The organism is Thermosynechococcus sp. TG215 (assembly GCF_031583455.1).
Lineage (GTDB): Bacteria > Cyanobacteriota > Cyanobacteriia > Thermosynechococcales > Thermosynechococcaceae > Thermosynechococcus.
On record NZ_CP134178.1, the window covers coordinates 2267968 to 2291144 of the forward strand.

The 23177-nt window shown below is 51.7% G+C and carries 21 protein-coding genes; 8 read left to right on the plus strand and 13 right to left on the minus strand.

The features are described 5' to 3' along the window. Window positions 1-184: 184 nt before the first annotated feature. Complete coding sequence (gene radC / locus RHJ02_RS11105; protein ID WP_206200208.1) at window positions 185-934, plus strand: DNA repair protein RadC; 750 nt, start codon at window positions 185-187, stop codon at window positions 932-934. Between the two features lie 43 nt (window positions 935-977). Here the strand turns inward: radC and RHJ02_RS11110 are convergent, their stop codons facing one another. Beyond that, a complete protein-coding gene (locus tag RHJ02_RS11110; protein ID WP_206200209.1) occupies window positions 978-1883 on the minus strand; it encodes a polyphosphate kinase 2 family protein in 906 nt (301 codons plus the stop codon). Between the two features lie 203 nt (window positions 1884-2086). Here RHJ02_RS11110 and RHJ02_RS11115 point away from each other — a divergent pair, with 203 nt between their 5' ends. Continuing rightward, window positions 2087-2506: a hypothetical protein gene (locus tag RHJ02_RS11115; protein ID WP_206200210.1), complete on the plus strand. Its 420-nt coding sequence runs from the start codon at window positions 2087-2089 to the stop codon at window positions 2504-2506. 13 nt (window positions 2507-2519) lie between these two features. Next, window positions 2520-3695, plus strand: coding sequence for a hypothetical protein (locus RHJ02_RS11120; RefSeq protein WP_310800223.1), 1176 nt, complete (start codon window positions 2520-2522; stop codon window positions 3693-3695). A 7-nt stretch (window positions 3696-3702) separates the two neighbouring features. On the opposite strand, the gene RHJ02_RS11125 is transcribed toward RHJ02_RS11120, so the two are convergent. From RHJ02_RS11125 to RHJ02_RS11155, 7 genes are all read right to left on the minus strand, one after another. Further along, the gene (locus tag RHJ02_RS11125) at window positions 3703-4284 is read right to left on the minus strand and encodes a DUF1997 domain-containing protein (protein WP_310800224.1); all 582 of its coding nucleotides are present in this window, start codon (window positions 4282-4284) and stop codon (window positions 3703-3705) included. A 71-nt stretch (window positions 4285-4355) separates the two neighbouring features. Further along, window positions 4356-5999: an iron ABC transporter permease gene (locus RHJ02_RS11130; protein ID WP_206200213.1), complete on the minus strand. Its 1644-nt coding sequence runs from the start codon at window positions 5997-5999 to the stop codon at window positions 4356-4358. 53 nt (window positions 6000-6052) lie between these two features. Further along, entirely contained in the window at window positions 6053-6919 is an 867-nt protein-coding gene (gene nadC / locus RHJ02_RS11135) for a carboxylating nicotinate-nucleotide diphosphorylase (RefSeq protein ID WP_310800225.1), read from the minus strand. Continuing rightward, the gene (gene trpD / locus RHJ02_RS11140; protein WP_206200215.1) at window positions 6909-7928 is read right to left on the minus strand and encodes an anthranilate phosphoribosyltransferase; all 1020 of its coding nucleotides are present in this window, start codon (window positions 7926-7928) and stop codon (window positions 6909-6911) included. The genes nadC and trpD overlap by 11 nt, the downstream gene beginning before the upstream one ends. Before the next feature lie 38 nt (window positions 7929-7966). After that, on the minus strand, window positions 7967-8320 hold the full coding sequence (locus tag RHJ02_RS11145; RefSeq protein WP_149819466.1) for a hypothetical protein: 354 nt from the start codon (window positions 8318-8320) through the stop codon (window positions 7967-7969). Between the two features lie 96 nt (window positions 8321-8416). Continuing rightward, entirely contained in the window at window positions 8417-9898 is a 1482-nt protein-coding gene (locus tag RHJ02_RS11150; RefSeq protein ID WP_310800577.1) for a cobyric acid synthase, read from the minus strand. Window positions 9899-9912: 14 nt separating this feature from the next. Next, entirely contained in the window at window positions 9913-11592 is a 1680-nt protein-coding gene (locus tag RHJ02_RS11155) for an alpha/beta hydrolase (protein ID WP_206200218.1), read from the minus strand. 370 nt (window positions 11593-11962) lie between these two features. Here RHJ02_RS11155 and RHJ02_RS11160 point away from each other — a divergent pair, with 370 nt between their 5' ends. After that, on the plus strand, window positions 11963-12712 hold the full coding sequence (locus RHJ02_RS11160; RefSeq protein WP_310800226.1) for a DUF928 domain-containing protein: 750 nt from the start codon (window positions 11963-11965) through the stop codon (window positions 12710-12712). On the opposite strand, the gene RHJ02_RS11165 is transcribed toward RHJ02_RS11160, so the two are convergent. From RHJ02_RS11165 to RHJ02_RS11175, 3 genes are all read right to left on the minus strand, one after another. Beyond that, window positions 12704-13552: a fatty acid desaturase gene (locus RHJ02_RS11165; RefSeq protein WP_310800227.1), complete on the minus strand. Its 849-nt coding sequence runs from the start codon at window positions 13550-13552 to the stop codon at window positions 12704-12706. The two genes, RHJ02_RS11160 and RHJ02_RS11165, sit on opposite strands and share 9 nt — an antisense overlap. A 107-nt stretch (window positions 13553-13659) precedes the next feature. Beyond that, a complete protein-coding gene (gene hemN / locus RHJ02_RS11170) occupies window positions 13660-15042 on the minus strand; it encodes an oxygen-independent coproporphyrinogen III oxidase (protein WP_310800228.1) in 1383 nt (460 codons plus the stop codon). A gap of 38 nt (window positions 15043-15080) precedes the next feature. After that, window positions 15081-15812, minus strand: a complete 732-nt coding sequence (locus RHJ02_RS11175; protein WP_206200222.1) for a heme oxygenase (biliverdin-producing) — start codon at window positions 15810-15812, stop codon at window positions 15081-15083. A gap of 274 nt (window positions 15813-16086) precedes the next feature. Here RHJ02_RS11175 and acsF point away from each other — a divergent pair, with 274 nt between their 5' ends. Beyond that, the gene (gene acsF / locus RHJ02_RS11180; RefSeq protein WP_206200223.1) at window positions 16087-17151 is read left to right on the plus strand and encodes a magnesium-protoporphyrin IX monomethyl ester (oxidative) cyclase; all 1065 of its coding nucleotides are present in this window, start codon (window positions 16087-16089) and stop codon (window positions 17149-17151) included. 2 nt (window positions 17152-17153) lie between these two features. On the opposite strand, the gene RHJ02_RS11185 is transcribed toward acsF, so the two are convergent. Then, the gene (locus RHJ02_RS11185; protein ID WP_206200224.1) at window positions 17154-17456 is read right to left on the minus strand and encodes a DUF3181 family protein; all 303 of its coding nucleotides are present in this window, start codon (window positions 17454-17456) and stop codon (window positions 17154-17156) included. A 328-nt stretch (window positions 17457-17784) separates the two neighbouring features. Between RHJ02_RS11185 and RHJ02_RS11190 the strand changes: the two genes are divergently transcribed. The 3 genes from RHJ02_RS11190 (at window position 17785) to RHJ02_RS11200 (ending at window position 22361) form a co-directional block, all read left to right on the plus strand. Further along, window positions 17785-20193 carry a dynamin family protein gene (locus RHJ02_RS11190; protein ID WP_310800229.1) on the plus strand — a complete coding sequence of 803 codons (2409 nt, stop codon included), beginning with the start codon at window positions 17785-17787 and terminating at the stop codon, window positions 20191-20193. 135 nt (window positions 20194-20328) lie between these two features. Further along, window positions 20329-21270 carry a diguanylate cyclase regulator RdcB family protein gene (locus RHJ02_RS11195; protein ID WP_206200227.1) on the plus strand — a complete coding sequence of 314 codons (942 nt, stop codon included), beginning with the start codon at window positions 20329-20331 and terminating at the stop codon, window positions 21268-21270. 2 nt (window positions 21271-21272) lie between these two features. Then, window positions 21273-22361, plus strand: a complete 1089-nt coding sequence (locus RHJ02_RS11200; RefSeq protein ID WP_206200228.1) for a patatin-like phospholipase family protein — start codon at window positions 21273-21275, stop codon at window positions 22359-22361. Between the two features lie 30 nt (window positions 22362-22391). On the opposite strand, the gene RHJ02_RS11205 is transcribed toward RHJ02_RS11200, so the two are convergent. Next, the gene (locus RHJ02_RS11205; RefSeq protein ID WP_149819488.1) at window positions 22392-22811 is read right to left on the minus strand and encodes a photosystem I reaction center subunit II PsaD; all 420 of its coding nucleotides are present in this window, start codon (window positions 22809-22811) and stop codon (window positions 22392-22394) included. Window positions 22812-23177 lie beyond the last annotated feature (366 nt).

A 23177-nucleotide genomic window follows, 5' to 3' on the forward strand; every position in this document is an offset into this window, starting at 1 on the left:
AGGAGTAGATTCGCAATACGTTCATTGAGGCTGAACAGAGGAAAACAGTTTCTTTACTTTCTTTAGCTTGAACTATTTGCAAATAAAAGTCAACTACTTCTTGCAAATCTCTCTAAACCAGTCCCAACGCTGCCACAAGCAAATCTTGATATGCTTTTTAGCAATTCCCTTGATCGCTGCTGTCATGTCCTACTCCCTCCGTGTTGCTGATCTGCCCGTCGGCGATCGCCCCCGTGAAAAGCTACTCAGCCAAGGTGCCCGCTATCTCAGTTCCGCAGAACTGTTGGCGATTTTACTGGGGACTGGTCAAGGGGCGGGCAAACTCTCAGCCGTGGGCTTAGGACAATTTATCCTCAAACAGTTGGGGGAGCGCAGTGGTAACAGTACCGATGCTGTGAGCCTTTTACGCGACATTACCCCAGAGGAATTGATGGCCATCCCTGGTGTTGGCCCCGCCAAAGCCACGACCATTCTGGCAGCTGTGGAGTTGGGGAAGCGGGTCTTTCAGTCGCGACCGGGGGAGCAAACGATCATTGACAATCCTGCCCTTGCCGCTGCTGTCCTCAGTACTGATCTCATGTGGCAACCGACGGAACGCTTTGCCGTTCTCTTGTTGGATGTGCGCCATCGCCTATTGGGGTCTCATGTGATTACGGTGGGAACCGCCACAGAAACCCTTGTCCATCCCCGCGAAGTTTTCCGTGAAGCAGTGCGTCGCAATGCGAGCCGCCTGATCATTGCCCACAACCATCCCTCAGGAAGTTTAGTCCCCAGTCAAGCGGATCTGGATTTGACAAAACAAATTCTGCAAGCGGGACAAATTATGGGCATTCCGGTGCTTGACCACTTAATTCTCGGCAATGGCGATTACCAAAGTCTGCGGGAAACAACCTCCCTATGGCAAGAGGTTCCCCAAGGGGATGGAGCTGCCTAAGGATGTTCCCAAGCTCCTCGATTTCGGGAGGCAGTGGCAGCCGTTATTCCTCGTCGTCAGGTTCGTTTTCCAGTAATGCCTTGGCTTCCAGTAACTGCTCTTTGTGGGCTTCACTAACAATTGGGTAGTGCAGGTTCAAACTCGCCAACTTTTGATAAATGAAGTGAGCCACCATGAGGCGGGCAAACCACTTGCGATTGGCGGGAATAATGTGCCACGGTGCCCATTCGGTACTGGTGTGGCGAAAGACATCGGCATAGGCGTCTCGATAGTCATCCCAGTGGGCGCGATCGCGCACGTCATCAATGGAAAATTTCCAATTTTTTTCCGGGCGACTAATGCGCTCCAAAAAGCGTTTTTTCTGCTCTGCTTTGGAGATATTCAGGAAAAACTTGAGGATGAGAATACCATTGCGGGTTAAGTAACGTTCGTAGTGATTAATGTCCTCAAAGCGCTCTTTCCAGATGTGCTTGGTCTTGGTTTCGGGGGGAAGTTGTTGACGGTTCAGCAACTCTGGGTGCACCCGCACCACAAGAACTTCTTCGTAATAGGAGCGATTAAAAATACCAATACAGCCTCGCTCTGGCAATGCGCGGTTGGCGCGCCACAAAAAGTCATGATCCAACTCCTCGGCACTCGGTGCCTTAAAGCTATACACCTGACAGCCTTGGGGGTTAATGCCACTCATGACGTGTTTGATCGTGCTGTCTTTGCCCGCTGCATCCATCGCTTGGAAAATAATCAGCAGCGCATAGATATTCTGGGCATAGAGAACATCTTGGTAAGCGGCTAGCTTCTTAATGCCAGCGGCAAGGAGTTCTTGGGCTTCGACTTTGCTTTTGAGGCCAGCGGTATCCGCAGGATCATAGTCCTGCCAGTGAAATTTCCCCCCCACGGGAACAATGTAGCGATCGGGGTTAATTTGGTCGAGAAAATCTTGGGGAATCATGATCAGGAGGGGTTGCAGCAGAACTGTATCCTAGCCTACATTCTCTCATTGCAGAAAAATCGAAATATCCCCCTTTCGCGGCTATCTTTAACAAATTGTATAAGTCACAGGCAAAACAGAATTCTCTTTGTATGCTGTATCAGTAGGCGAGCGATCGCCCGCCATCGAATCATTTTCTGTCGTTTGCGTTTTGGACAGCCACCGTGGCTCCGATTAAACCTCACAAACTGGATCTCGATGCAAGTTACCCCTGCCCCTGTCGTCGCCAAGGGGAGTTGATGCCGATCGCCCTCACGGAAGCTTTTGGCTGTCGGCGCTGTCAGCAAATTTTTGTCGTCCGTCCCGATGGCTATTCGATTGAGCAGTTGGCCACCACCTATCCCTACAAACGCGCATGGTATTGGACAGGATTGCAGTGGAATCAGTTGCAGCGGGGCTTCTCAGAAAGCTATTGGTATTTTGCGATTGGCCTGAGCTTCTTTTTATTGATGCCTATTCTCCTGTGGCTGCCCTTACTTCTACAATTGTCCTTAAAACCTGAAGGGCTGCTATGGATTATTGCCTCCCTGCTGATTGCACTGACACCGGCATTTCTAGTCTGGATTGCCCTCTCCCGTCGTTGAATGCGCTGCGGCCATGTTGCCTGAGCCGCTAAGGGGGGCGCGGGTCGCCAGTACACACCTCAGCCAAGCCAGCTATGCCCTCCGTCAGGACGCTCTTCGGCGATTGATTGAGGAGTTGGCAACAGCAGAACCCCTCCTGTTGGAGCAAAATACGCTCGATCTTGAATCTAGCCGCGATTTAGCAGTGTCCCAGATTGTTCTTGGCTGGCTACGGCTGACCCATGAGCGCCTGCACCGTATTCGCCAGTGGCTAGAGCACCTCTACCATGCTGCAGATCCATGGCAGCAATCATTGCCAACGCGACCCGAGCGGTTTCAGTATGCCGTGCCCTTGGGGGTGGTGGCCTTGGTCTATGAAGGGCTACCCACTTTAAGTTTGATGCTGGCGGGCATGGCCCTCAAAACGGGAAATGCCCTTGTGCTCTGGAGTGGTGAAAGTAGCCGCTATACTGCTGGGGCGATCGCCAGTCTCATCGAGGCCGCCCTCAGTAAAACCAGTCTGCCCAAAGCCACCATTCAAACCCTCTCCCTGAGTCCAACCAGTTGGCTTGCGGATCCCGTCGCTGTTGATCTCGCCCTTGTCTATGGCCGCTCCCGCTTTGTGGCCGAGCAACGCGCTGCTGCTCGCTGTCCCTTGGTCTCTCTTTCCCTTGGGAATACCTATCTGGTTTGGGATGGTTCGGTGTCGCCAGAGAGTGTCCTCAACTGTATTCAGCACAGCCACCAAGCCAATCCCGATCGCGCCCTTGCCATTGAAAAGGTCATTGTGCTCGGTAATGTCAATCCCTCCCATCTGGCATTTGTGATCAATGAACTCACCCAAGCGGGCTACAAGCAGGGGGTGGATGAGCACTTACACCGCAACTATCCTGAAATTCCCCTCGTGGACGCCAGTGAGTGGCCACTCCCCTATCTGGATCGACGCTTGGCGTGGCACTACGAAGAGGATCTCACCGCCGCAGTGCATTGGATTCACCAGTATGGCAGCGCCGCCAGTGGGATTATTGCCAGCAGCTACGAAGACTGCCGTGCCTTTTATCAGCAGGTGCAAACTCCCCTGGTTTTTGTCAATCGTCCCCCCCAACTAGAGCGCTTGGATGCCTTGGCCATTGGTGCTGCTGCAAGGGGTTGCCAGCGGGGACTCTTTGGCCTTGGGCAATTACTCAGCACCAAGCAGGTCTATCTGTAGGGAAATTTTAGCTGGAACTGACAGGGACAGGCGTGAGCCAATCGCCACTGCCATTGGTTTCCACTTCCGTGAGCCAGCGTTGATAATCGGCGACAAGGTGTTGACTGAGGCGTTGTTTAATCGTTAACAGAACGCTCTTGAGTAAGCCATTGCCGGTGGCTTCGAGAATCGGGCGCGGTGTGAGATCCAAAGGCGGCGGAATATCCACGTCCACCTGCAAGTCAGCTAGACCAATCAAATCCGTGCCGTTTGCCGTTGCTTGGGGAGACAAATAGCCTTGGAGCGCAAGGTGAAAGCGGCGATTAATGTAGTCCACGCCGCGAATTTCACAGCCGAGGGAGCGCAATTGTAAAGAGCCATCGCTATTAGCATGGACAGCCAGATCCACCGTGGGCTGCAAGCTGACCATGAGAAAGTTAAGGGGACGCATCTTGAGGCGAAAGCGATCGCTACCCAAAAATTCCACCCGTGTTGGGTCAGTCAGGGCATACACCAGCCGCTGGGGTTGGCGCAGGTAGTGCTGCAGAAGGGCCGTGGGCGTTGCAATACTGAGGCGCACAGATTGGCTGGCCTTAAATTCTAAGTACATAGCACACCTAGCGAACGTTGTTTCTAATGTAACGAATTATTAAGAAAGGGGTAAACGGTAAACCGAACTCCCTAATCTGCCCAGCGGGTTTGCCGTCCCAGCCAAATGACCGGAATGAGACCGACGACCACCAAGGCCAAAGCACTTAAGGCGGCTTCGGGAAGTCGCTCATCAGAGGCAAAGCGGTAAACCTGTATGGCTAGGGTATCAAAGTTAAAGGGGCGAATCACCAATGTGGCCGGCAATTCCTTCATCACATCGACAAAGACCATCAGGGCAGCGGTAAAAAGGCCGGGCACCATCAGCGGCAAGTGGACCGTGCGCAGAATATTCCAGGGCGATCGCCCCAATGTCCGCGCCACCTCATCCAAGGACGGACGAATCTTCACTAGGCTGGCCTCCACACTGCCCAAGGAAACCGCCAAAAAGCGTACCAAGTAGGCATAGATCAGGGCTGTGATTGTGCCACTGAGAATCAAGCCCACTTCCACCCCCCACAGGTGCTCAGTGACATCATTAATGACGTTATCTAGCCACCCCAAGGGCATGAGAATCCCCACCGCAATCACCGTACCGGGAATGGCATAGCCCATCGCCGCAATCTGTGTTCCCCAACGCACCCAAACCGTTGGCAGCAAGCGATGCCCATAGGCCAAGAGCAGGGCAATGCCCACCGCCAAAACCGCAGAGAGGGTGGCCAAAATCAAGCTGTGGCTGGCGTGTTCTAAAAATTCACGGCTGAGGTGCAGTTGTTGGTAGCTGATGGCCAAGTAGAGGAGCAACCCGCCGGGGAGTAGAAGACCAAAGAACACCGGTAGGGCACAGGCCAGCCAAGCCAAAGCCGCTCGCCAGCCTTTGAGCACGTAGGGAATGGGGCGATCGCTCCCGCGATTGTAATAGCGTGCCTTGCCCCGAGACCATTTCTCCACGAGCAGCAGGGCAAAAACAATCACCACCAAAACAGCTGCCAACTGAGCTGAGGCCACGCGATTGCCCATGCCAAACCATGTGCGATAGATGCCTGTGGTAAAGGTATCCACGCCAAAGTACTGCACAGTACCAAAATCATTCAGGGTTTCCATGAGCGCTAGGCTGGTGCCGGCAGCAATGGCTGGCCGAGCAAGGGGCAACGCCACCGTCCAAAAACTGCGCCAAGGCCCACAGCCAAGGGAACGACTGGCCTCTAAGCTACAGGTGGCCTGCTCCAAAAAGGCTACCCGCGCCAAGAGAAAGACATAGGGATAGAGAACGAGGGTGAGCATGGCGATCGCCCCGCCAAGGGAGCGGATATTGGGAAACCAGTAGTCACCGTAGCCCCAGCCCGTCAGCTCCCGTAGCCACCCCTGAATCGGACCTTCAAAGGCAAAAAACTCCGTATAGGTATAGGCCAAAACATAGGCGGGTGCTGCCAAGGGGGTTAACAGTAGCCATTGCCACCAGCGCACCCCCCAAAACTGACAGTTGGTGACCAGCCAGGCAGTACTGACACCAATGACAATCACCCCTGCTCCCACCCCCAACATTAGCCAGAGGGAGTTGAGTAAATAGTCGGGTAAAACGGTTGTGGCCAAATGGTGCCAAGTGTCACCCGTATTCACAAAGAGTTGACTGAGAATGACCAAAATCGGTATCGCAATGACCACTGCAATCAGTGACACCACTAACTCCCAAGGTTTGAGCTGCACCAACTGCGGCATTCTCATGGATTTCAACATCGGGCAACCTCCCAAAATAGGTACTGACGTTGTGGGCAAGAGGTAGAGAGGACTCAAAGAATGGTCAAACTAAAGTCTAGCCAAGGGGATCGCGTGATTATCGCACTCGTAGAAATGTAGTCCACCCCTGTCAAGGCCACTGCTCGCAAGGTTTCTAGGGTGATATTGCCAGAGGCCTCAATTTTAGTGTGGGGGGCTGCGGCGCGGATCATCGCCACGGCTTGGGTCATCTCTGGAATCGGCATATTGTCAAGCATGATCACCTCTACCCCCAAGGAGAGGGCTTCGCGCACCTGCTCTAGGCTCTCAGTTTCCACCTCAATGGCCAAGGGAAAGGGACTGGATTGGCGGACTTGTTCAACCGCAGCCGTGATGCCCCCCGCTGCCACAATGTGGTTATCCTTAATCATAATTGCATCGTCAAGGCCAAAGCGATGGTTGACACCGCCCCCCACCGCCACTGCATATTTTTCTAACAGGCGCAGTCCGGGCGTTGTTTTGCGGGTATCGACGAGTTGCGTTGGCAAGTCAGCAATTTGCTGGGCGTAGGTACGGGTGAGGGTGGCAATGCCACTGAGGCGCATCAGGCAATTGAGAGCCAGCCGTTCACCTAGGAGTAAGGTTTCTAGGGGAGCTTCAATGCGAGCAACAATTGTCGGCGCCTCACAAAGGGTGCCCTCGGCCTGCTCGTAGTTAAACACTACTGCTGCTGTCAGGCGTTGGAACACCCGCTCCACAATGGGCAGACCGGCAATCACTCCCTGACTTTTGAGACGAATATGGGCTTTTCCTTGGCGATCTTGGAGATGCAGGGCTTGGGTGGTGCGATCGCCCCGCCCGATGTCCTCCTGTAACCATTGATCCAAGAGGGGATCTAGGACACACCACGGCGGCAAATAGGCAGACCCCCTAGGACTCATTGGAGAGCGTCACCAATGTCTGTAACTTGTCCCATGCGGCGCCACTGGCCAGAATCGCCTTTGCCCGATCCACCCCTTCCCACCAATCTTGAACGACTGCTGCCACGTAGAGAGCTAAGGCGGCATTGAGCGCCACCACATCCTGCTGAGCCGTTGTGCCTTTGCCCTGCAGAACTTGGGTAAGAATCTCGGCATTGGTCTGGACATCTCCTCCAGCCAGATCCCTCAGGGGGGCACTGGCGAGTCCCAAGGCTTGGGGATCAAGGACTTCTTGGCGCAGCGATTCCTCAGGGCTACTAAACATGACAAGATCGGTCATATTGCCGAGGGTGGCTTCATCCACTCCTTCGCGACCATAGAGGACAATCCCGCGTTGGCGTCCGAGACGTTGGAGGGCGCCGGCCATGGCTTCAAGATAGCGATCGCTAAAGACACCAATCACCTGCCCTGTGGGGTGGAGCGGATTCACCAAAGGACCGAGGAGATTAAAGACGGTGCGAATTTTCAGGGTACGGCGCAGGGGAGCCACGGCTTTCATGGCGGGATGCCAACCGGGGGCAAAGAGAAACGTAATCCCCACTTCCTTGAGCAAAAAGGCGGGATCGCTGTGAGCAAGATTGATCCCAAGGTACTCAAGGACATCCGCTGAACCGACGCGGCTAGAGACGGAACGATTGCCGTGCTTAGCCACTTTGACACCGGCTGCTGCGACAACAAAGGCAACCGCTGTGGAGATATTAAAGGTACCCGCGCGATCGCCCCCGGTGCCGCAGGTATCAATGAGGGGTTCGGCTAAATTTAGCGGTGCAGCGGCGGACTGCGCCAGCAATACCTTGGCCATACCCGTGAGTTCCTCAACCGTCAGCCCCTTGAACTGTAATGCCGTGAGAATGGCACCGGCGAGGGCATCGGGAATTTCTGCTGCCAGCCATCCTTGCATTAACTGGGTGGCCTGCTCTTGCGTCAGGGCTTGGCGATCGAGGAGTTGTTGGAGCAGGTCAGACCACATTGAACCTTAATTGAACCTTGGAGGAGACGAATCGAGGGTTAATTGAGTTGTTGCTGGCGCTGGCGTGCCTGCCAATAGTGCATCGGTAAGCAAAGCAGCGAAGAGGTGGTGAGCAAAAAGGCCAAGAGTGCGGTGATTTTGCACATTTGACCTAAATCAGTGCCTTCTAATGGTACAGCGATTTGCAGACCCCGCGCACCACAATAGACGAGCCAATAGACAAAGATCATGCGCCAAAGGGTTTCACCATAGGCCTCTTGGGGGGAATACTCCCGCAGGGGACATTGTTTTTCCTCTTGATAAGCTGTGTACAAGAGCCAGCTTAAGCCACTCAGGGCGGCGATCGCTGAAACAATTAAGATTCCCACTGACCAAGAAGCAGCCACTGTCATTGTCCTTTTGCACTCCCTATCATCAGCACATCGTTCCTCAGTCTAGGGGAGTCATTTGCAAGGGATGACAATTGCTAACAATTTGAAATTTTTACATCAACATAATTTACAAATGCTCTCTAGGTTGAGGTGAGCCATCACGGCTGCTGTAAGTTGATCCAGGGCAACAGTCCGTTGCTCGGCATAGTGGGGAATGGCTGTGGGTAGGGGGGGCAGTTGACGGCGCGATCGCAACCCATTTAGCCAATGGCGACGCCAAGCACCATTTTCCAATAGCCCATGCAGGTAGGTGCCCCAAAGCGTGCCCGCCGTGTTAACAAGGCCGAGTTCTGAGGCAGAAAAAAGGGGCTGCCAACCGTTGAGATCGCCTGTGTATTCACTTTGGCCTTGGTGAATTTCATAGCCCACGATCGGCTCAGGACAGGGGAAATAAATGGATTGGGTTTGTTGTTGCTGGGTACATTTGCTTACCCCCAATTGCGTGTGCAGCGGCATGAGTCCCAGTCCTTTATAGGTGCCGGGGCAGCCCTCTAAGCCCAGAGGATCGCTGATGGTGGTACCCAAAATCTGCCACCCACCGCAAATACCGAGAATGGTTCCCCCTTGGGCAGCGTAGGCTTGTAGTTGCGCTGCCATCCCCGTTTGCCGTAGGACGTGGAGATCAGCAATCGTCGTTTTCGTCCCCGGCAAGATCACGGCATCGGGTTGCCCCAAGGGACGATGGGGGGGTAGAAACTCAAGGGAGACACTGGGTTCCGCCAGCAGGGGATCGACATCGGTGAAGTTGGCAATACGCGGTAGTCGAATGACTGTAATTTTCAAGTCTGCCCCTTGGCGTTGGGGACGCGGATCCCATAGATCAAGGGAATCTTCGGCAGCGTAGTGGCGCTCGAGCCAGGGAATCACCCCTAAAACCGGTACTCCTGTGGTCTCCTCTAGCCATTGCACACCACTGTCAAGGAGCGATCGCTGGCCACGAAATTTATTAATGACAATCCCCTGAATGAGCGATCGCTCAGCAGGATCAAGAAGCATCAATGTCCCGACAATGTGGGCAAAGACGCCCCCCCGATCAATATCCGCCACAAGGATCGTCGGTGCCCCAAGATACGTCGCCACCCGCATATTGGTGAGATCGCGGTGCTTGAGATTAATTTCTGCGGGTGACCCTGCACCTTCACACACAATCCAGTCAAAGCGTTGTCGCAGATCCGCCAAGGCCTCGGTAATCGCCTGCCAACCCCGCTCAAAATAGTCCCGATAGTAGTCTGCTGCTTGGGTGACCCCCGCCACCTGCCCCTTGAGAATCACTTGGGAGGTCATGTTGCCTTGGGGCTTGAGGAGAATCGGGTTCATCGCCACTTCGGGTTCTATCCCTGCCGCCCAGGCCTGCATTGCTTGGGCATAGCCAATTTCACCTCCCTCACGGGTGACGTAAGCATTCAAGGCCATATTCTGTCCCTTAAAGGGAGTGACACGGTAGCCCTGCTGCGCCAGCCAACGACAAATCACCGCTGTGAGGAGAGATTTACCGGCATGGGAGCTGGTGCCCACCACCATCAGGGATTTAGCATTCATGGTCGAGTTGATCATTACTTCGCTGCCTGTGGGACCTTTTCCAACAGTTCCGGGGCTAGGGATTGAGTCAGGTTCAGGCCATGGGTGGGCGAACTCAAGGCCATTGCTGCGGCCGGTGTCAGCCATTGCCGTGCCTGTTCATCCCCTAGAAGGTGCAAGCGTAAAAAGGCTAAGCTTAATCCTCGCAGATAGGTGCGCGATCGCGGGGGCATGGCACCGACAAGGGACTGGGGCACAGGCAGCACCGGTTCATTTTGACCCGCCTCACCAATGGTTGAGAAATGGGTGGCATCGTCTATCAACACCAAGTAGCGATCGGGCGTCGTCAGCCATGTAAAGGGATAAATTTGCTCCTCGACCGCTGGGGCGATCGGATCGTCACTGGCAGCCACAAACATAACGGGAATTTTCAACTGCCTCAAGGATTCAGGACTAAAGACCGCACTGGTAATCGGGTTAACAGCAATCACCGCTTGCACACGGGGATCCTGTAGGGAATAGACCTTTGGTGGTAATGCTTGCGCTTGGCATTGGAGCAGCAGTGACACATTAAACGAGTCGAGAACACTTCTTGTGCAATGTCGCCGCAGTTGTTGAAAATCCAACGGTGCCCCCGCGAGGGCGAGAGCCGTGTAGCCGCCAAAGGACTGACCAATCATTGCCACCCGCTCCAAATCTAGCCGCCCTGCCCAAGGATAGAGTTGCTCAGGAAATGTCCCTAAACGATTGAGGACAAACGTGACATCGAGGGGGCGATCCAGAAATTCTTGAGCCGCCACCCTAGGAGTGACATGGCCTATGGCAAAGGACAGCAACTGACGGGTGGAGCTGCCCACATGCTCTAGGGCAATGACGGCAAACCCATGGGAGGCCAGATGTTGACACAAATAGCGATAACTGTAGCGATTGGCTCCCAATCCATGGGAAATGATGACCACTGAAACCCGCTGTCCCGCAGGAACGATGGGTAGATAGAGATCCGCTGCAATGGGGCGGGAATGTCCCGTCAACTGCAACCGCCGAGGCGATGCATCCACTGCTGTCCAAGGCATCTCGAGCCACCGCCAAGGCCCCGGTTGGGGCAGTGATTGCACACTGGCAGGAATAGATTCTGGCTGATTTGCGATCGCCTGTTGACGAACAACATCCAGAATTGTCTCTGTTTCGCGGATTGTATGCTGGAAGTTTTTGAGAATCGCGAGTCCTTCCTTGAGATCAAAGCGGATACTGGGGGAGGGGTAATGGCGCATCACACTCAACGCGGTCAGACCCTTGGGATCAGTGGCAGCGAGAATCAGGGCGGATCGCAGGGCACGGGCGTTTTCTTGGCGGCTTTGGGTTTCGAGAATTCGGCCCGCTTGCACCATCAATTCTTGACCAAGGGGGGAATACAGGAGTTGGGCAACAGCCACCGGCGAGAGGCGCAGCCGTTCTTGTAAGGCCAACCGCAATTGCTGCTGATGCACAGGCGGCAATAACCGTAAATAGCTGGCGAGTTCTGGGGAGGCTTGGCCAGTGGTAGCAAAGCGTTCTAAATCAGCAATGGGGAGCGATCGCTCGAAGGGGCCATAGCGAAAAATAATCCGTTCTGCTGCCGTTGCCGACAGCCCCCTTGATCCCACCAAAAAGATGCTGAGACCCGCCACAACACTGAAGGGGGGCAAGAGAAACCACTTAAGGGAGAGAGTGTTCACAGCGAGGAGTCACGCAACACCACTAGATCAAGAAATTTAGAAAAGTAGTGGGAACAGCGCTCAGCGCAAAAATTCTATAGGTACTTTCCAGTATAGAGATAGCCCTTTGCTAATATGCCTGCTGCTGACATCATGCCCGCGCCACTTTGGAACTGCTAGGGTGCTGTCCTCGTCTTGAAAACTACTCAGGTTGTGAGCCAGCGCAATACCAGTACGTGATGGACATCATCACCATCTCGTTGGCGCTATCACCCCGCAGCCCACACCCAACTCCTATGGTAGTAGTGTGGCAGGTAGGGAAATGACCAAAGATTAACGATAAGCCCCCCTAACACTTCCCGCTACCGCTTTTCATTAAGGATCTTGACCTATGAAACGCCCTATTTTCACGTCACTGCGATATTTCGTTCCTTGGAGCTTGGCCGTACTCATCCTCAATGCGGGTCTGAGTTGGGCGGGATTTACGCCCCCCAAAAACCTATCCCGGCCGGGGAATCGGGAGGGGGCAGCCACCCGCGGCGTCTGTAGAGTGCAAACAGCGGCGAACGAACCGGATTTAATCGCCCTAGTACCAGCAAGTAATATTGGTTTAACGGCAGTTAATCGCCCCACGTTTTACTGGTATTTACCCGCCAATAATTACCAAGCTCTTGAGTTTGCCCTCTTTCAGAACCTTGCCGACGGGACGCAGGTGCAAATTTACAAGCAGCAGTTTCCGATGGCCAATCGCCCGCGCCTAGACAGTATTACGTTGGCGGGTGACGTGCCGCCCCTACAGGAGGGGGTGGACTACCGCTGGACGGTGAGTCTCATTTGCAATCCCCGAGATCCTGATCCATCACAGATTCGCTTTGTGGAAGGCTGGGTACGGCGGGTAACACTACCAAGGATCCCGAACAAGCAACTGCCCCAGGTCAGTCCTGTAGAACGCTATAACCTGCTGGCTAGCCATGGCCTGTGGTACGATGCCCTCGAGACATTGGTCAAACTGCGGCAGCAACAGCCAACTGACCCCAAGGTGAATGCCCTGTGGACAGAGTTAATGACCGCTGAGGAGGTTGGCCTCGATCGCCTGAGCAATTTGGCGATCGCCCACCGCAGCTGGCGCAATTTACGGTAACTTAGACAGGGCGGTGGAGGGGGGCAACTGTACCTTGGAGGCAAGCCCCAGTGCTTGGAGTGTGCGAATCACCCACCAAGTGGGATCCACTTCCCACCAGTACCAGCCGGCCTTGGCCACGTGGGGATAGGCATGGTGGTTATTGTGCCAACCTTCGCCGTAGGTGAGGAGGGCTGCCCACCAGAGATTGCGGGAGTTATCATCGGTCTCAAAGCGACGATAGCCCCACTTGTGGGTGGCGGAGTTAATCAACCACGTGCTGTGCCAGAGGAAGACCGCCCGCATAAACATTCCCCACAGCAGCCATGACCAACCCCCAAGGCCATAGAGGAGCAAAGCAAGGGGCACTTGCAGCAGCAAAAAGTAGCGATCCAGCCAGCGGTAAAAGGGATGCCGCACCAAGTCTGGGGCAAAGCGGGCATACTCCTCAGCCTCAAAAAATTGGTGATGGGGATAGACCAGCCAGAGCATATGGCTCCACCAAAAGCCCCGCCGCGCTGAGTAAGGATCTTTGACTTCATCTTCGGTGTGGGCATGGTGCAAGCGGTGACCGGCCACCCAAAAAATGGGACCTCCCTGCATGGCCAAGGCACCTAAAACAGCAATGATGTATTCCAACCACTGGGGCACTTGAAAACTGCGGTGACTCAGGAGGCGATGGTATCCCAAGCAAATGCCGATGCTGCCAAAGAGCCAGTGGAGAAAGATGGTGACCGCCAAGGCTGACCAAGAAAAAAAGAAGAGAGCAACCGCGGCCAAGACATGAACCGTCGTTAAAAAAAGCACAAAGGCCCAATTGAGGCGGGCAGTTTCAGGTTGGAGTTCTAGGGATGATGACATGGGCACTCCTCAACACCGTGTGCAGATTTAGACGCAAGTTGAAATCAAGTTGTAATCTAGAGAATCTGAGCCACCAAGACAATCCTCAGGGCAATCCTCGGCTGAGCCTAAATGGCCTTAGAAAATGTCTTACCAGATTTGTGTTGCAGGTAGGTATCAAAGACGGCAGCCACATTGCGGATGAGGAGTCGGCCTACGGGGGTGACCTCTAGGCGATCGCGCCCTAAATGAATCAGGCCATCGGCAGCCAAGTCTTGGAGTGCGGCCAACTCTGGAGCAAAGTAGGCATCAAAGTCCAGCTGGAACTGGCGAGCGATCGCCCCCTTGTCCAAGGTAAATTGGCACATCAGTGCCATGATGATGGTGCGGCGCAGCAGATCCTCAGGGCGCAGTTGAATCCCGCGTTCTGTAGCCAATTGCCCCGCCGCAATGTCACTAAAGTAGGTGGCTAGATGCTTCTGATTTTGGGCATAGGCCTCCTGCAACATGCTAATTGAGGTCAGACCAAAGCCAATCAAATCTGCAGGGGGCAGGATCGTATAGCCCTGAAAGTTGCGTTTGAGCGTTCCTGCTGCTTGGGCGATCGCCAGCTCATCCGTGGGCTTGGCAAAGTGATCCATGCCAATGTACTGATAACCTTGGCTAGTTAGCGTTTCAATGACCCGCTGCAAAATGGCCAGTTTGGTCGTGCCATCGGGTAGGGTAGCAGGGTCAATTCGCTTTTGGATGGGTTTCAAATTGGGAAGATAGGCAAAGTTAAAGACCGCAATGCGATCGGGGTCAAGGCGCACTGTTTTGGCAATTGTGGTTTCAAAAGATTGCACCGTTTGAAAAGGCAGGCCGTAGATCAGGTCAATGTTGACACTCTCAAACTCAGCAGCGCGGATCCACTCCATCACTTGAAAGAGCCACGCCTCCGGCTGCACCCGATTGACAGCCAGCTGAACTTGAGGATCAAAGTCTTGCACACCAAAGCTAATGCGGTTGAAGCCCAGATCGCGCAAGCGAAAGAGATACTCGCGGTCGATATAGCGGGGATTGACCTCAATGGAAATTTCGGCATCGTTGGCAAATTCAAAGTGGTGGGTGAGCGTCCGCCACAGGGATTCCACTTGGTCAATGGTGAGATAGTTGGGGGTACCGCCGCCCCAATGCATTTGAATCACTGGACGAGTGCGATCCAGCCGTGCCGCCACTTGGGCAATTTCCTCTGCTAAGGCATCCAAGTAGGTTTTGGCAATGGTTTGGCTTTGGGTGACGATGACATTGCAACCGCAAAAATAGCAGGCCGTCTGGCAAAAGGGAATATGCACGTATAGGGACAGAGGCAGATGCCCTTCGTTACTCCGCAGCAGTTCCCGCTGGAAACAATGGCTATCAAAGTCAGCAGTAAACTCGGCAGCCGTGGGATAGCTGGTATAGCGGGGCAAGGGGCGATCGTATTTTTGCAGCAATGCCCCATCAAATTGAATTGGCTGAACCACACTCATGGATGTTTGCAAGCTCCTAACAAGATCAACAGTGGGCCTTAAACGGCAACAGCTTCAGGACGGGATTGCTCCCGCCGACTGGGCTGATTCTCAATCACCACGGACTGCCACATCTGATCGCCAATGGTGGCTTTTAGCTCTGACTCTAGGGCGTGCATGAGGTGGCAGTTGAGGGTAAAGGCAAAGTTGGCTTCCTTGACAATGCGGGCGATCGCGACCTCATCGAGGCTGAGGCTATCCAAGGTTTCCCGATACCGCTGCTTAAAGGCTTTCTTGTCTTCTGGGGTCGGCAGGGCTGGAAACTCGTAAAAGGCGGTGCCCTTGCCTGCGGGGAGCGCTAACTGGGAACGCACAATTTTACTCAGAGCTTGTCCCCCAGAGAGATCCCCCATATAGCGGGTGTAGGAATGGGCAATGAGCAACAGAGGATCACTTTGGGCGAGGTCATGAATACGACTGAGGTAAACGCGAGTGGCTGTGAGGGGGGTAATCTGATCGCGCCAATTGTCGCCGTAGTAGAAGGCCAAGTCTTCGGCCAGTTGGCCACTGCGGTTGAGTTCGGGAAAATACATCGCCCGCAGGCGATCGCTCGTAGCACTGGCTAAGGCAGCTTCGAGGTCGGTGTACACAAAGTAGAGATTGGCCAAGAACTGGCGGAAGAGGCTCGGCGTAATCAACCCGCGGACAAAACATTTCATGAAGGCGGTGTGTTCGGCCAAGCTGTGAGCCTCAGCAGTTCCTTCCCGCAGCGCAAGGGAGAGCACGGTCATACCTGTAACTCCTGAAATCAGTTTTTAACAATCTTTTTTGAGATGAGTTCATCCTGCCAACGACGAATGGCCGTGGGCTGAACGGGGGCAGAAGGGCAAACTAAGGGTGAGTATTACTTTTTGACCATATGGCTGTCAAGCGAAACTTCAAAAAACATTACAAAACTGCCTACTTTTGCAAAATCGTCAAGACGGTTATTGACCGTCCTGAGGGATATAGTATAGTAAAACGGTATGACCTGCATAGGTTTAGTTCTATAGGAGTGAAAGGCTTATGGTGGCGATCGCCCCCAATCCCGATGCGAGTCAGAGCGTTAAAACTATTCGCGAAAACCTTTTAACCCCCCGCTTTTACACAACAGATTTTGAACAGGCAGCAAAACTTGACCTTAGTCGCCAGCAGGAACAACTCGAAGCAATGTTGGCGGAAATGCGGGCAGACTACAACCGCCATCACTTTGTCCGCGACGACGCCTTCAAAGGCACATGGGACACCTTGGATGCAGAGACCCACAAAGCCTTTATTGATTACCTTGAGCGCTCCTGTGTCTCTGAGTTTTCAGGGTTTTTGCTCTTTAAGGAACTCTCGCGCAAGCTGAAGAATCGCCACCCCCTCTTGGCGGAAATCTTTCACCTCATGGCACGGGATGAAGCGCGGCACGCAGGGTTTCTCAACAAGGCAATGATGGATTTTGGCCATGCCATGGACTTGGGCTATCTCTCTAAGGCGCGTACCTACACGTTTTTCCCCCTGCCATGGGTGCTCTACACCGTCTATCTATCGGAGAAAATTGGCTACTGGCGCTACATCATCATCTACCGTCACCTGGAAAAGCACCCCGAACATTCCTTCTATCCCCTCTTTAACTACTTTGAAAGTTGGTGCCAAGACGAAAACCGCCACGGCGATATTTTCAAGGCCTTGATCCACTCCCAACCTCAATTGATTCAAGGCTGGGGTGCCAAACTATGGATGCGCTTCTTCCTGCTGACGGTGTTTGCCACCCATACGCTGACGGTGCATGAGCGTGCCAAATTCTATGAAGCCCTTGGTCTTGATGCCACGGAATTCGATCGCGAGGTCATTGCCAAAACCAATGAAACGGCCGCTCGCACCTTCTCGGTGGTGCTCAATGTCGATCACCCTGACTTTTATCCGCGGCTGCAACGCTGTGTCGAAATCCATAAAAAACTCCAAGCCATTGAAGCCAGCAAGCAACCCAAGTGGCTGAAGGCCTTGCGGAAGCTTCCTCACCAGTTGGCGATCGCCGGCCACCTGTTACGCCTGTATCTCTTGCCCCCCGTCAATGCCCAACAGGAATGGGGCACCGTGCACTAGGGCTAAAGCTCCTCTTGGCGAAAACGGTTGAGCAGTTCTACCAGCAGCTCTTGGTTGGCCTTGGGAATCAGGCGATCGAGGGAAAGGGACTGCTGACCCCCGCCAAGTGGAACTGAAACCTCCTGCAAGACACTCGTGACCTGCGCCGAATTAACCTCCCCCTGCTCTAGGAGGGGCAAAAAGGCTTCGGCAAGGGGGGCTGCCAGCTTGGCATCAGCGAGATACAGATGCCATTTGGCCACATCCATATAGATATCGCGGCCAATTTCAGCCGCAAGACGTTCAATTAAGGGGGTACGACTCATTTAGGTCACCGCTTTTTCATTCACTCTATTTGTACCAGTCAAGGGGGGCGATCGCTAAAACAGACCGATCATGGGATAGTAATCGGGAAAACACCTGTGGACAAGGATCAGGCTCACCCATAGAAGGCTAATCATTAATTTTTGTTAAGAACTAAAACCCTAACGGTCTTTTCCCTAAGTCCTGAATGCGCTCAAAGCAGCCAAAATCAATGGTTACAGGGAGCGTGTCCTTTTTCTTTTAGGAAAGAGCTGTAGATTACAACAGTTTTTATTCTTTGTGCTACCATAGGCATCAGTTCTCTTTTAATTGCTCTTAATTGCTGATTGTATGGCTACGGCTATCCCCCCCGGCATTCCCCAAGACGTTCAGCCAAGTGAGACCCTACTAGAAGACTTGCGCCAAGATGTCATTCATTTGCTGAAACAGACCGTTGGCATTGTTGAACGCTACAACAGCCTCCATAAAACAGCAGAGAGGGATTCATCTCAAGAAAAAACAGAATTTTCAGGTACAGCAGCGATTCGGCAAGCCCTCACCAACGTTGAGGAAATGGCTCTACGCATGTCCGTGGTCGCCCCCATGAAAGCTGGCAAATCCACGATTATCAATGCAATTGTCGGTCAACCGCTTTTGCCTGCTCGCAATACTGCCATGACCGCTACTGCAACGGAAATCGTTTTAGATACAAACTACCCTGAACCTGTTCTCTTTGTCCCCGAAGAAACCCTCGCTTTATTCAAAAAGACAGCGGCGAAAATCCGCCAAGAATACAATAGGAATCGTGACAACGTTGCAGCTAGGCTACAGAAATATCCTCATCTTGACACCACATTTGAAAACATTATCAGGAATGACGGCACTTTGTTCAAAGAAGAAACAACAGGTGTCGAAAGTGTGCGTGAAGCCCTGCAACTAATGAATGATTTGGTACGTTTAGCCAGCCAAATAGTTCCTGCCTACAACCCTGTAAAGCGGATGCGGGAGCTACCCCAGATCAGAGTAGCACCTTTTACCTCTGAAGGCGAGGCTATCAACACCGCTTTGGGCAACCTTGTCATTATTGACACTCCAGGTCCTAACGAAGCAGGCGAGAACTTAGAAATCAAGAATATTTTTGCTGAACAACTTGAGCGTAGTAGTCTCATTTTGGTTGTCCTAGACTTTACCCAACTCAAGACTGAAGCGGCTAAAAGTGTTCAAGAAACTGTTCAGGCAATTGCTGAGATTCGTGGTGGAACTGAAAATATCTATGCCCTCGTAAACAAAGTTGATCAACGACGCAGAGGGGATATGACTCCTGCAGAAGTGCGGGAGTTTGTGCAGCAGGAATTTAGAATTCCTAGCTCTCATGTTTTTGAGCTATCTGCCCAACGAGCCTATTGTGCTGCTCGTTTCCTGAAGCAGCATGACTTAGGAGAAGACTGGCGGACTCGACCTGAAGCCAGAGATTTGGCAAGAGAAATTCTTGGGGATGACTGGGAAGAAGACTTAGAAGATATTGACAAAGATGCGTTTACTAAGAAAGCTAGAAAGCAGTGGTATGAACGCTCAGGATTTTATCAGTTTTTCACTAAAGTGATTAGTGAACTCATTAAAATTGCTGCACCGAAAGTAATCAGGGAATCTCTAAACATCACTCACGGCTTTATTCATAAGCTTCTTGAAGACATTAATTTGCGAAAAAGAAGCTATCAAGCAACCCTAGGTACACTTGAGGATGAAATTAAGCAACTAAATCAAGATATTAAGAAAATTGAAAATTCGGCTAATCTGTTGAATATTATCGAGGAGTATCAAAAAGAAATTAAGAATCAGATTGCCAGTGAAGTCTCTGAATTGAAGAACAAGGCAAGAGCAGACGTTAGTCATCTTTTTTCTCAAAAAGAGTATGAGCAGGCTGATGTTCTCAAAAAAGTAATGCTTTTTCTCACAGACTTTGCACACAAATTAACCAACGACAAGTCTCGTGAGGATCATTTAAGGATTCCTTTTAGCTCAAGGCATGACGCTGAAGATTTTCAGGGAAAAATATTTAACCTAGTTTCACAAGAAGCAGAAAAGTTTTTTGGTGATACCCAGAAAAAGATTGAAAAATTTGTAGGAGAAAAAATCCTTGGATTAAAGAAAGAAATAGAGGAAGAAACTCAGCCTATCCTAGAAAAAGCAAGAGAACGACTCCAGATGACTTTTAATGTGCAATTAAGCCTTCCTGATTTTCAGGTTTCAAAGGCTAGTTTTGGCAATTCTGAACTTCGACCCGAAGCTTTAACTAGGACTGTCAATAAATTTCGAAAAGTGGAAAAGAGATTTTGGTGGCACTGGTTTTGGCTAATTCCTAAGGAAGTGTATGAAATTTATACAGAGACTATTCAAGAATATGTAGTCTATCTCAATAAAGTCGTTGAGGAAATCAATCGACAAATAGACACCCAAGCGAATCAAATAGAACAAGAGGTTAATAATTATTTAGAAAAAGGTTTTAAAGTAGAAGCAGAACAATACATCGAGTATCTCAGTAGCTATCTCAAGGATTATCGAACAACTCTGATTGAGAGCCAAGAATATCAGAGAAAGTCTGCTGTTGAAAAAGAAGAAGTGATGAAGCAACTAGAGCAGCTCGAGGAGGATGCTCAAAAAGCGAAGTGTGATATTCCAATTTATTCGCGTCGAGTAGAGGAAGTTCTGGAAAATTATGGTTCTTCCTGCGATTCACCAGCAAATTCCTCTAATCAGTGATTAATTCAGCTTTCCTTACCGTACAGTGTCAACACTTTTTATCTTTTGTGCCAACCTAACCACCAGTACTCCCTGACTGCTGATGATGCCGATTTATTTAAGTCGATTAAAGTAATTTTTTGCGTTGTAGATTTTATGAATTACTTAGCCATTGAAGAGCGAATCCCTCTTGCCAATGATCAGCTACTGATTGATTTAGCTAACAGCATTCACACAAATCAGTCTTTGATAGCGTATCGCGCCAATCGAGGTTTTTTGGGTAGGTTACTGGATAGTTTAACAGGTCGCACTTACCAGCAAGATACCCTTCTTGCCCAAAACTTGACCCGAGGACAGGAAGCATTACTGAGCATTACCAATGAACTGATTGAAAAGCTGCAATTTACTGAGTATGCTCTTGTCACTACCCAACACTCCCTCCGAGAAACTCGTGAATGTCTTGTAGCTACTCAGCACTCTCTTCGAGAAACTCGTGAGGGGCTTAATCACAACACGCAGGCATTGAGTAGTTTATTGAATAGTTTAATTGAGACCTGCGATCGCAAGTTTCAAGAGCAAGAGAAACGTATTGCTACCCTTGAACGGCGAGTGACGGCACGGGAAGATTTCGATCGCATTTTCTCTCTCTGGCGAAGTGGCCAAAGCTATCACGATCTCCCTTGGGCTATCCAAATCCTATTTTTAGCCCGCGAAATCTACAACAGTTCCATTGCCTACCTAGAACTTGAACAACAAGTCACTTATTATCGCGACCTACTGGTGAATGAAATTTTGGCGCACCAGCGGCACTACTTACCCAAGCATTTCTTCAGTACCGCAACGCTGCTAAAAGTAACTCGGCAAGCAACAGCACAAGAGGATACAGAGATCGTTTACGACATTCTGGCGAGTTGCCGCTATTCAGACTCCTATCCCTTGCTGCGCAATATGTCAACACTATACTGCCAACAGCAGCCTTCCTTTGTCCTTCAGCACCCTCCTTATACCCTAGATGCCAAAGAAGTCATTCAGCGGATTGTTCATGAAACTGCCGCTGCAACGTTGCATTCCCTCCAGTCTCTGAAATCCAAGGAGTGATTATGCTAAACACTGGTTCAAAAGTTGGTTTAGTCCTCACGGGTGGTGGTGCCAAAGGTGCTTACCAAGTGGGGGCACTGCGCTACCTCGCTGAACAGGGATTTGAACCGCACATTATTGCAGGTACCAGTATCGGTGCCCTCAATGGCGCCATCATTGCCAGCTATCCCCAGCAATTGGCTCGGGGTGTGAGCAAGCTCGAGGAGATTTGGCGTGAGATTGGTGCCGCCAATATCATCTCCGCCAACCCCAACTGGCTCAGCATTCTCATCAGCTATGGCATCCAATCTGCCTTACCTGAATTTGGGGGATGGATCAATACTTTTTTGACAGTGACGGGGATTCTCCCCAAATGCTATTCCTTCTTTGACCCGCGCCCGATCGAAGAACTTGTGCACTCCTATGTAAACTACAACCAACTGAAACGGGGTACGGAGCTTTGGGTAACGGTTTTTCCCTCATTGCAAATTCCGGGTCTGGGCTATAACCTGTTGATGACATTGATTGACATGTGTCGCGTTTGGACAGGCACAAAAGCTGAGTGGCTGCGGGCACAGGATATGGATGACCCAGAGACGTTATTGAACTTGCTGCTGGCGAGTGCGGCCGTTCCTTTGGCCTTTCCGCAGCGACAGGTCAATGGTCAAACCTATGTGGATGGGGCACTTCAGGATAATGTGCCCTTGGGAGCGTTGGCGCAGCGGGGCTGTACCCATGCCATTGTCATTCACCTTGAGGATGGGGTGCCCTGGAATCGTTATGACTTCCCTAATTTGACAATCATTGAGATTCGACCACAGACAGTGCTGAATACTTCAAACACGGTTGTACTGGGGAGTCTAGAAAGCTTGCTCGATTTCCGGAGCGATCGCATTGCCGCCCTGCAAGCACAAGGGTATGCCGATGCCAAGGCAGCCATTGAGCCGATCCTCACCCTTGCGCAGAACCTGAGAACCCTGCGCCAAACCCATGGGGAGTTAAAGGCTTCTACGGCAGCACTCTTGAATCCCGATGAGTTAAAAACCTCTACAGCAGCACTGCTCAATCACAACGTTACTTTAAAATCAATACCCCCCATGGTTGATCCATAGGGGGTCATCAGGAGATAGCTCAGCACCGACCTATGGATCGTAGGGCTTCTTGCCGGTGAACTTCAGTTGCGAAGGATTGGGATTTTGGCCAATGGAGCGGGGCACTGAGTTGACGGCTTCACGCCCTTGGTTCACCTTCTCAGGGAAAACACCATCCTTGGGATGGATCAACACCGTTTCACCATCGGGGAAAATGCGGTAGATTTTGTAGTCATTGATTTTGCGGGGACGCAGTTGCTGAGCGGCTAGGGCAAGGCACTGCTCCTTACGGGCAAGGTAAACAAGATTTTCCCCTTCACGCATAACCGCAGCCCCAGCCGTCGGCATTTCAAAAACCTGCTCTTTGGGGCTTGTCCAGGTGATGGCGTATTTCTCTTCGGTGTCCGCTGCGCTGAGGAGGCCGCCAGTGCTGCCACCATAGAGCGGGGGTTGCCCAGTGAGTGTTGTCATGCGTTCGATCCTCAATCTCTCACGTTTTCATTCTTAAGATCGGCCAGATACAACCCTTTTCTTGGATATGGGAACCATAAAGGGGATGCAATCCTCTCCCATAGGGGCTTTCGCAGTTTTGAGCGTTTGCCCTCCTTGCGAAAAGGGCTGTAGCCAGATTCAACGGCATCGTAGCATTGAAATCGCGGTGTTGATGCGAGTTGTGAGAAACTGTAACAGTTCCTTCAAAATAAGGAATTGTTGTTGAGCTGTTTGATCAGCATTCTGAATTATTTTCAATGATCACCCTTGAACAACCTATGGCTAAAGGGCTAATTTGTTAAGATTATTGACAAAGTGCGACAAAAATATGTCCGCTCCTCACAA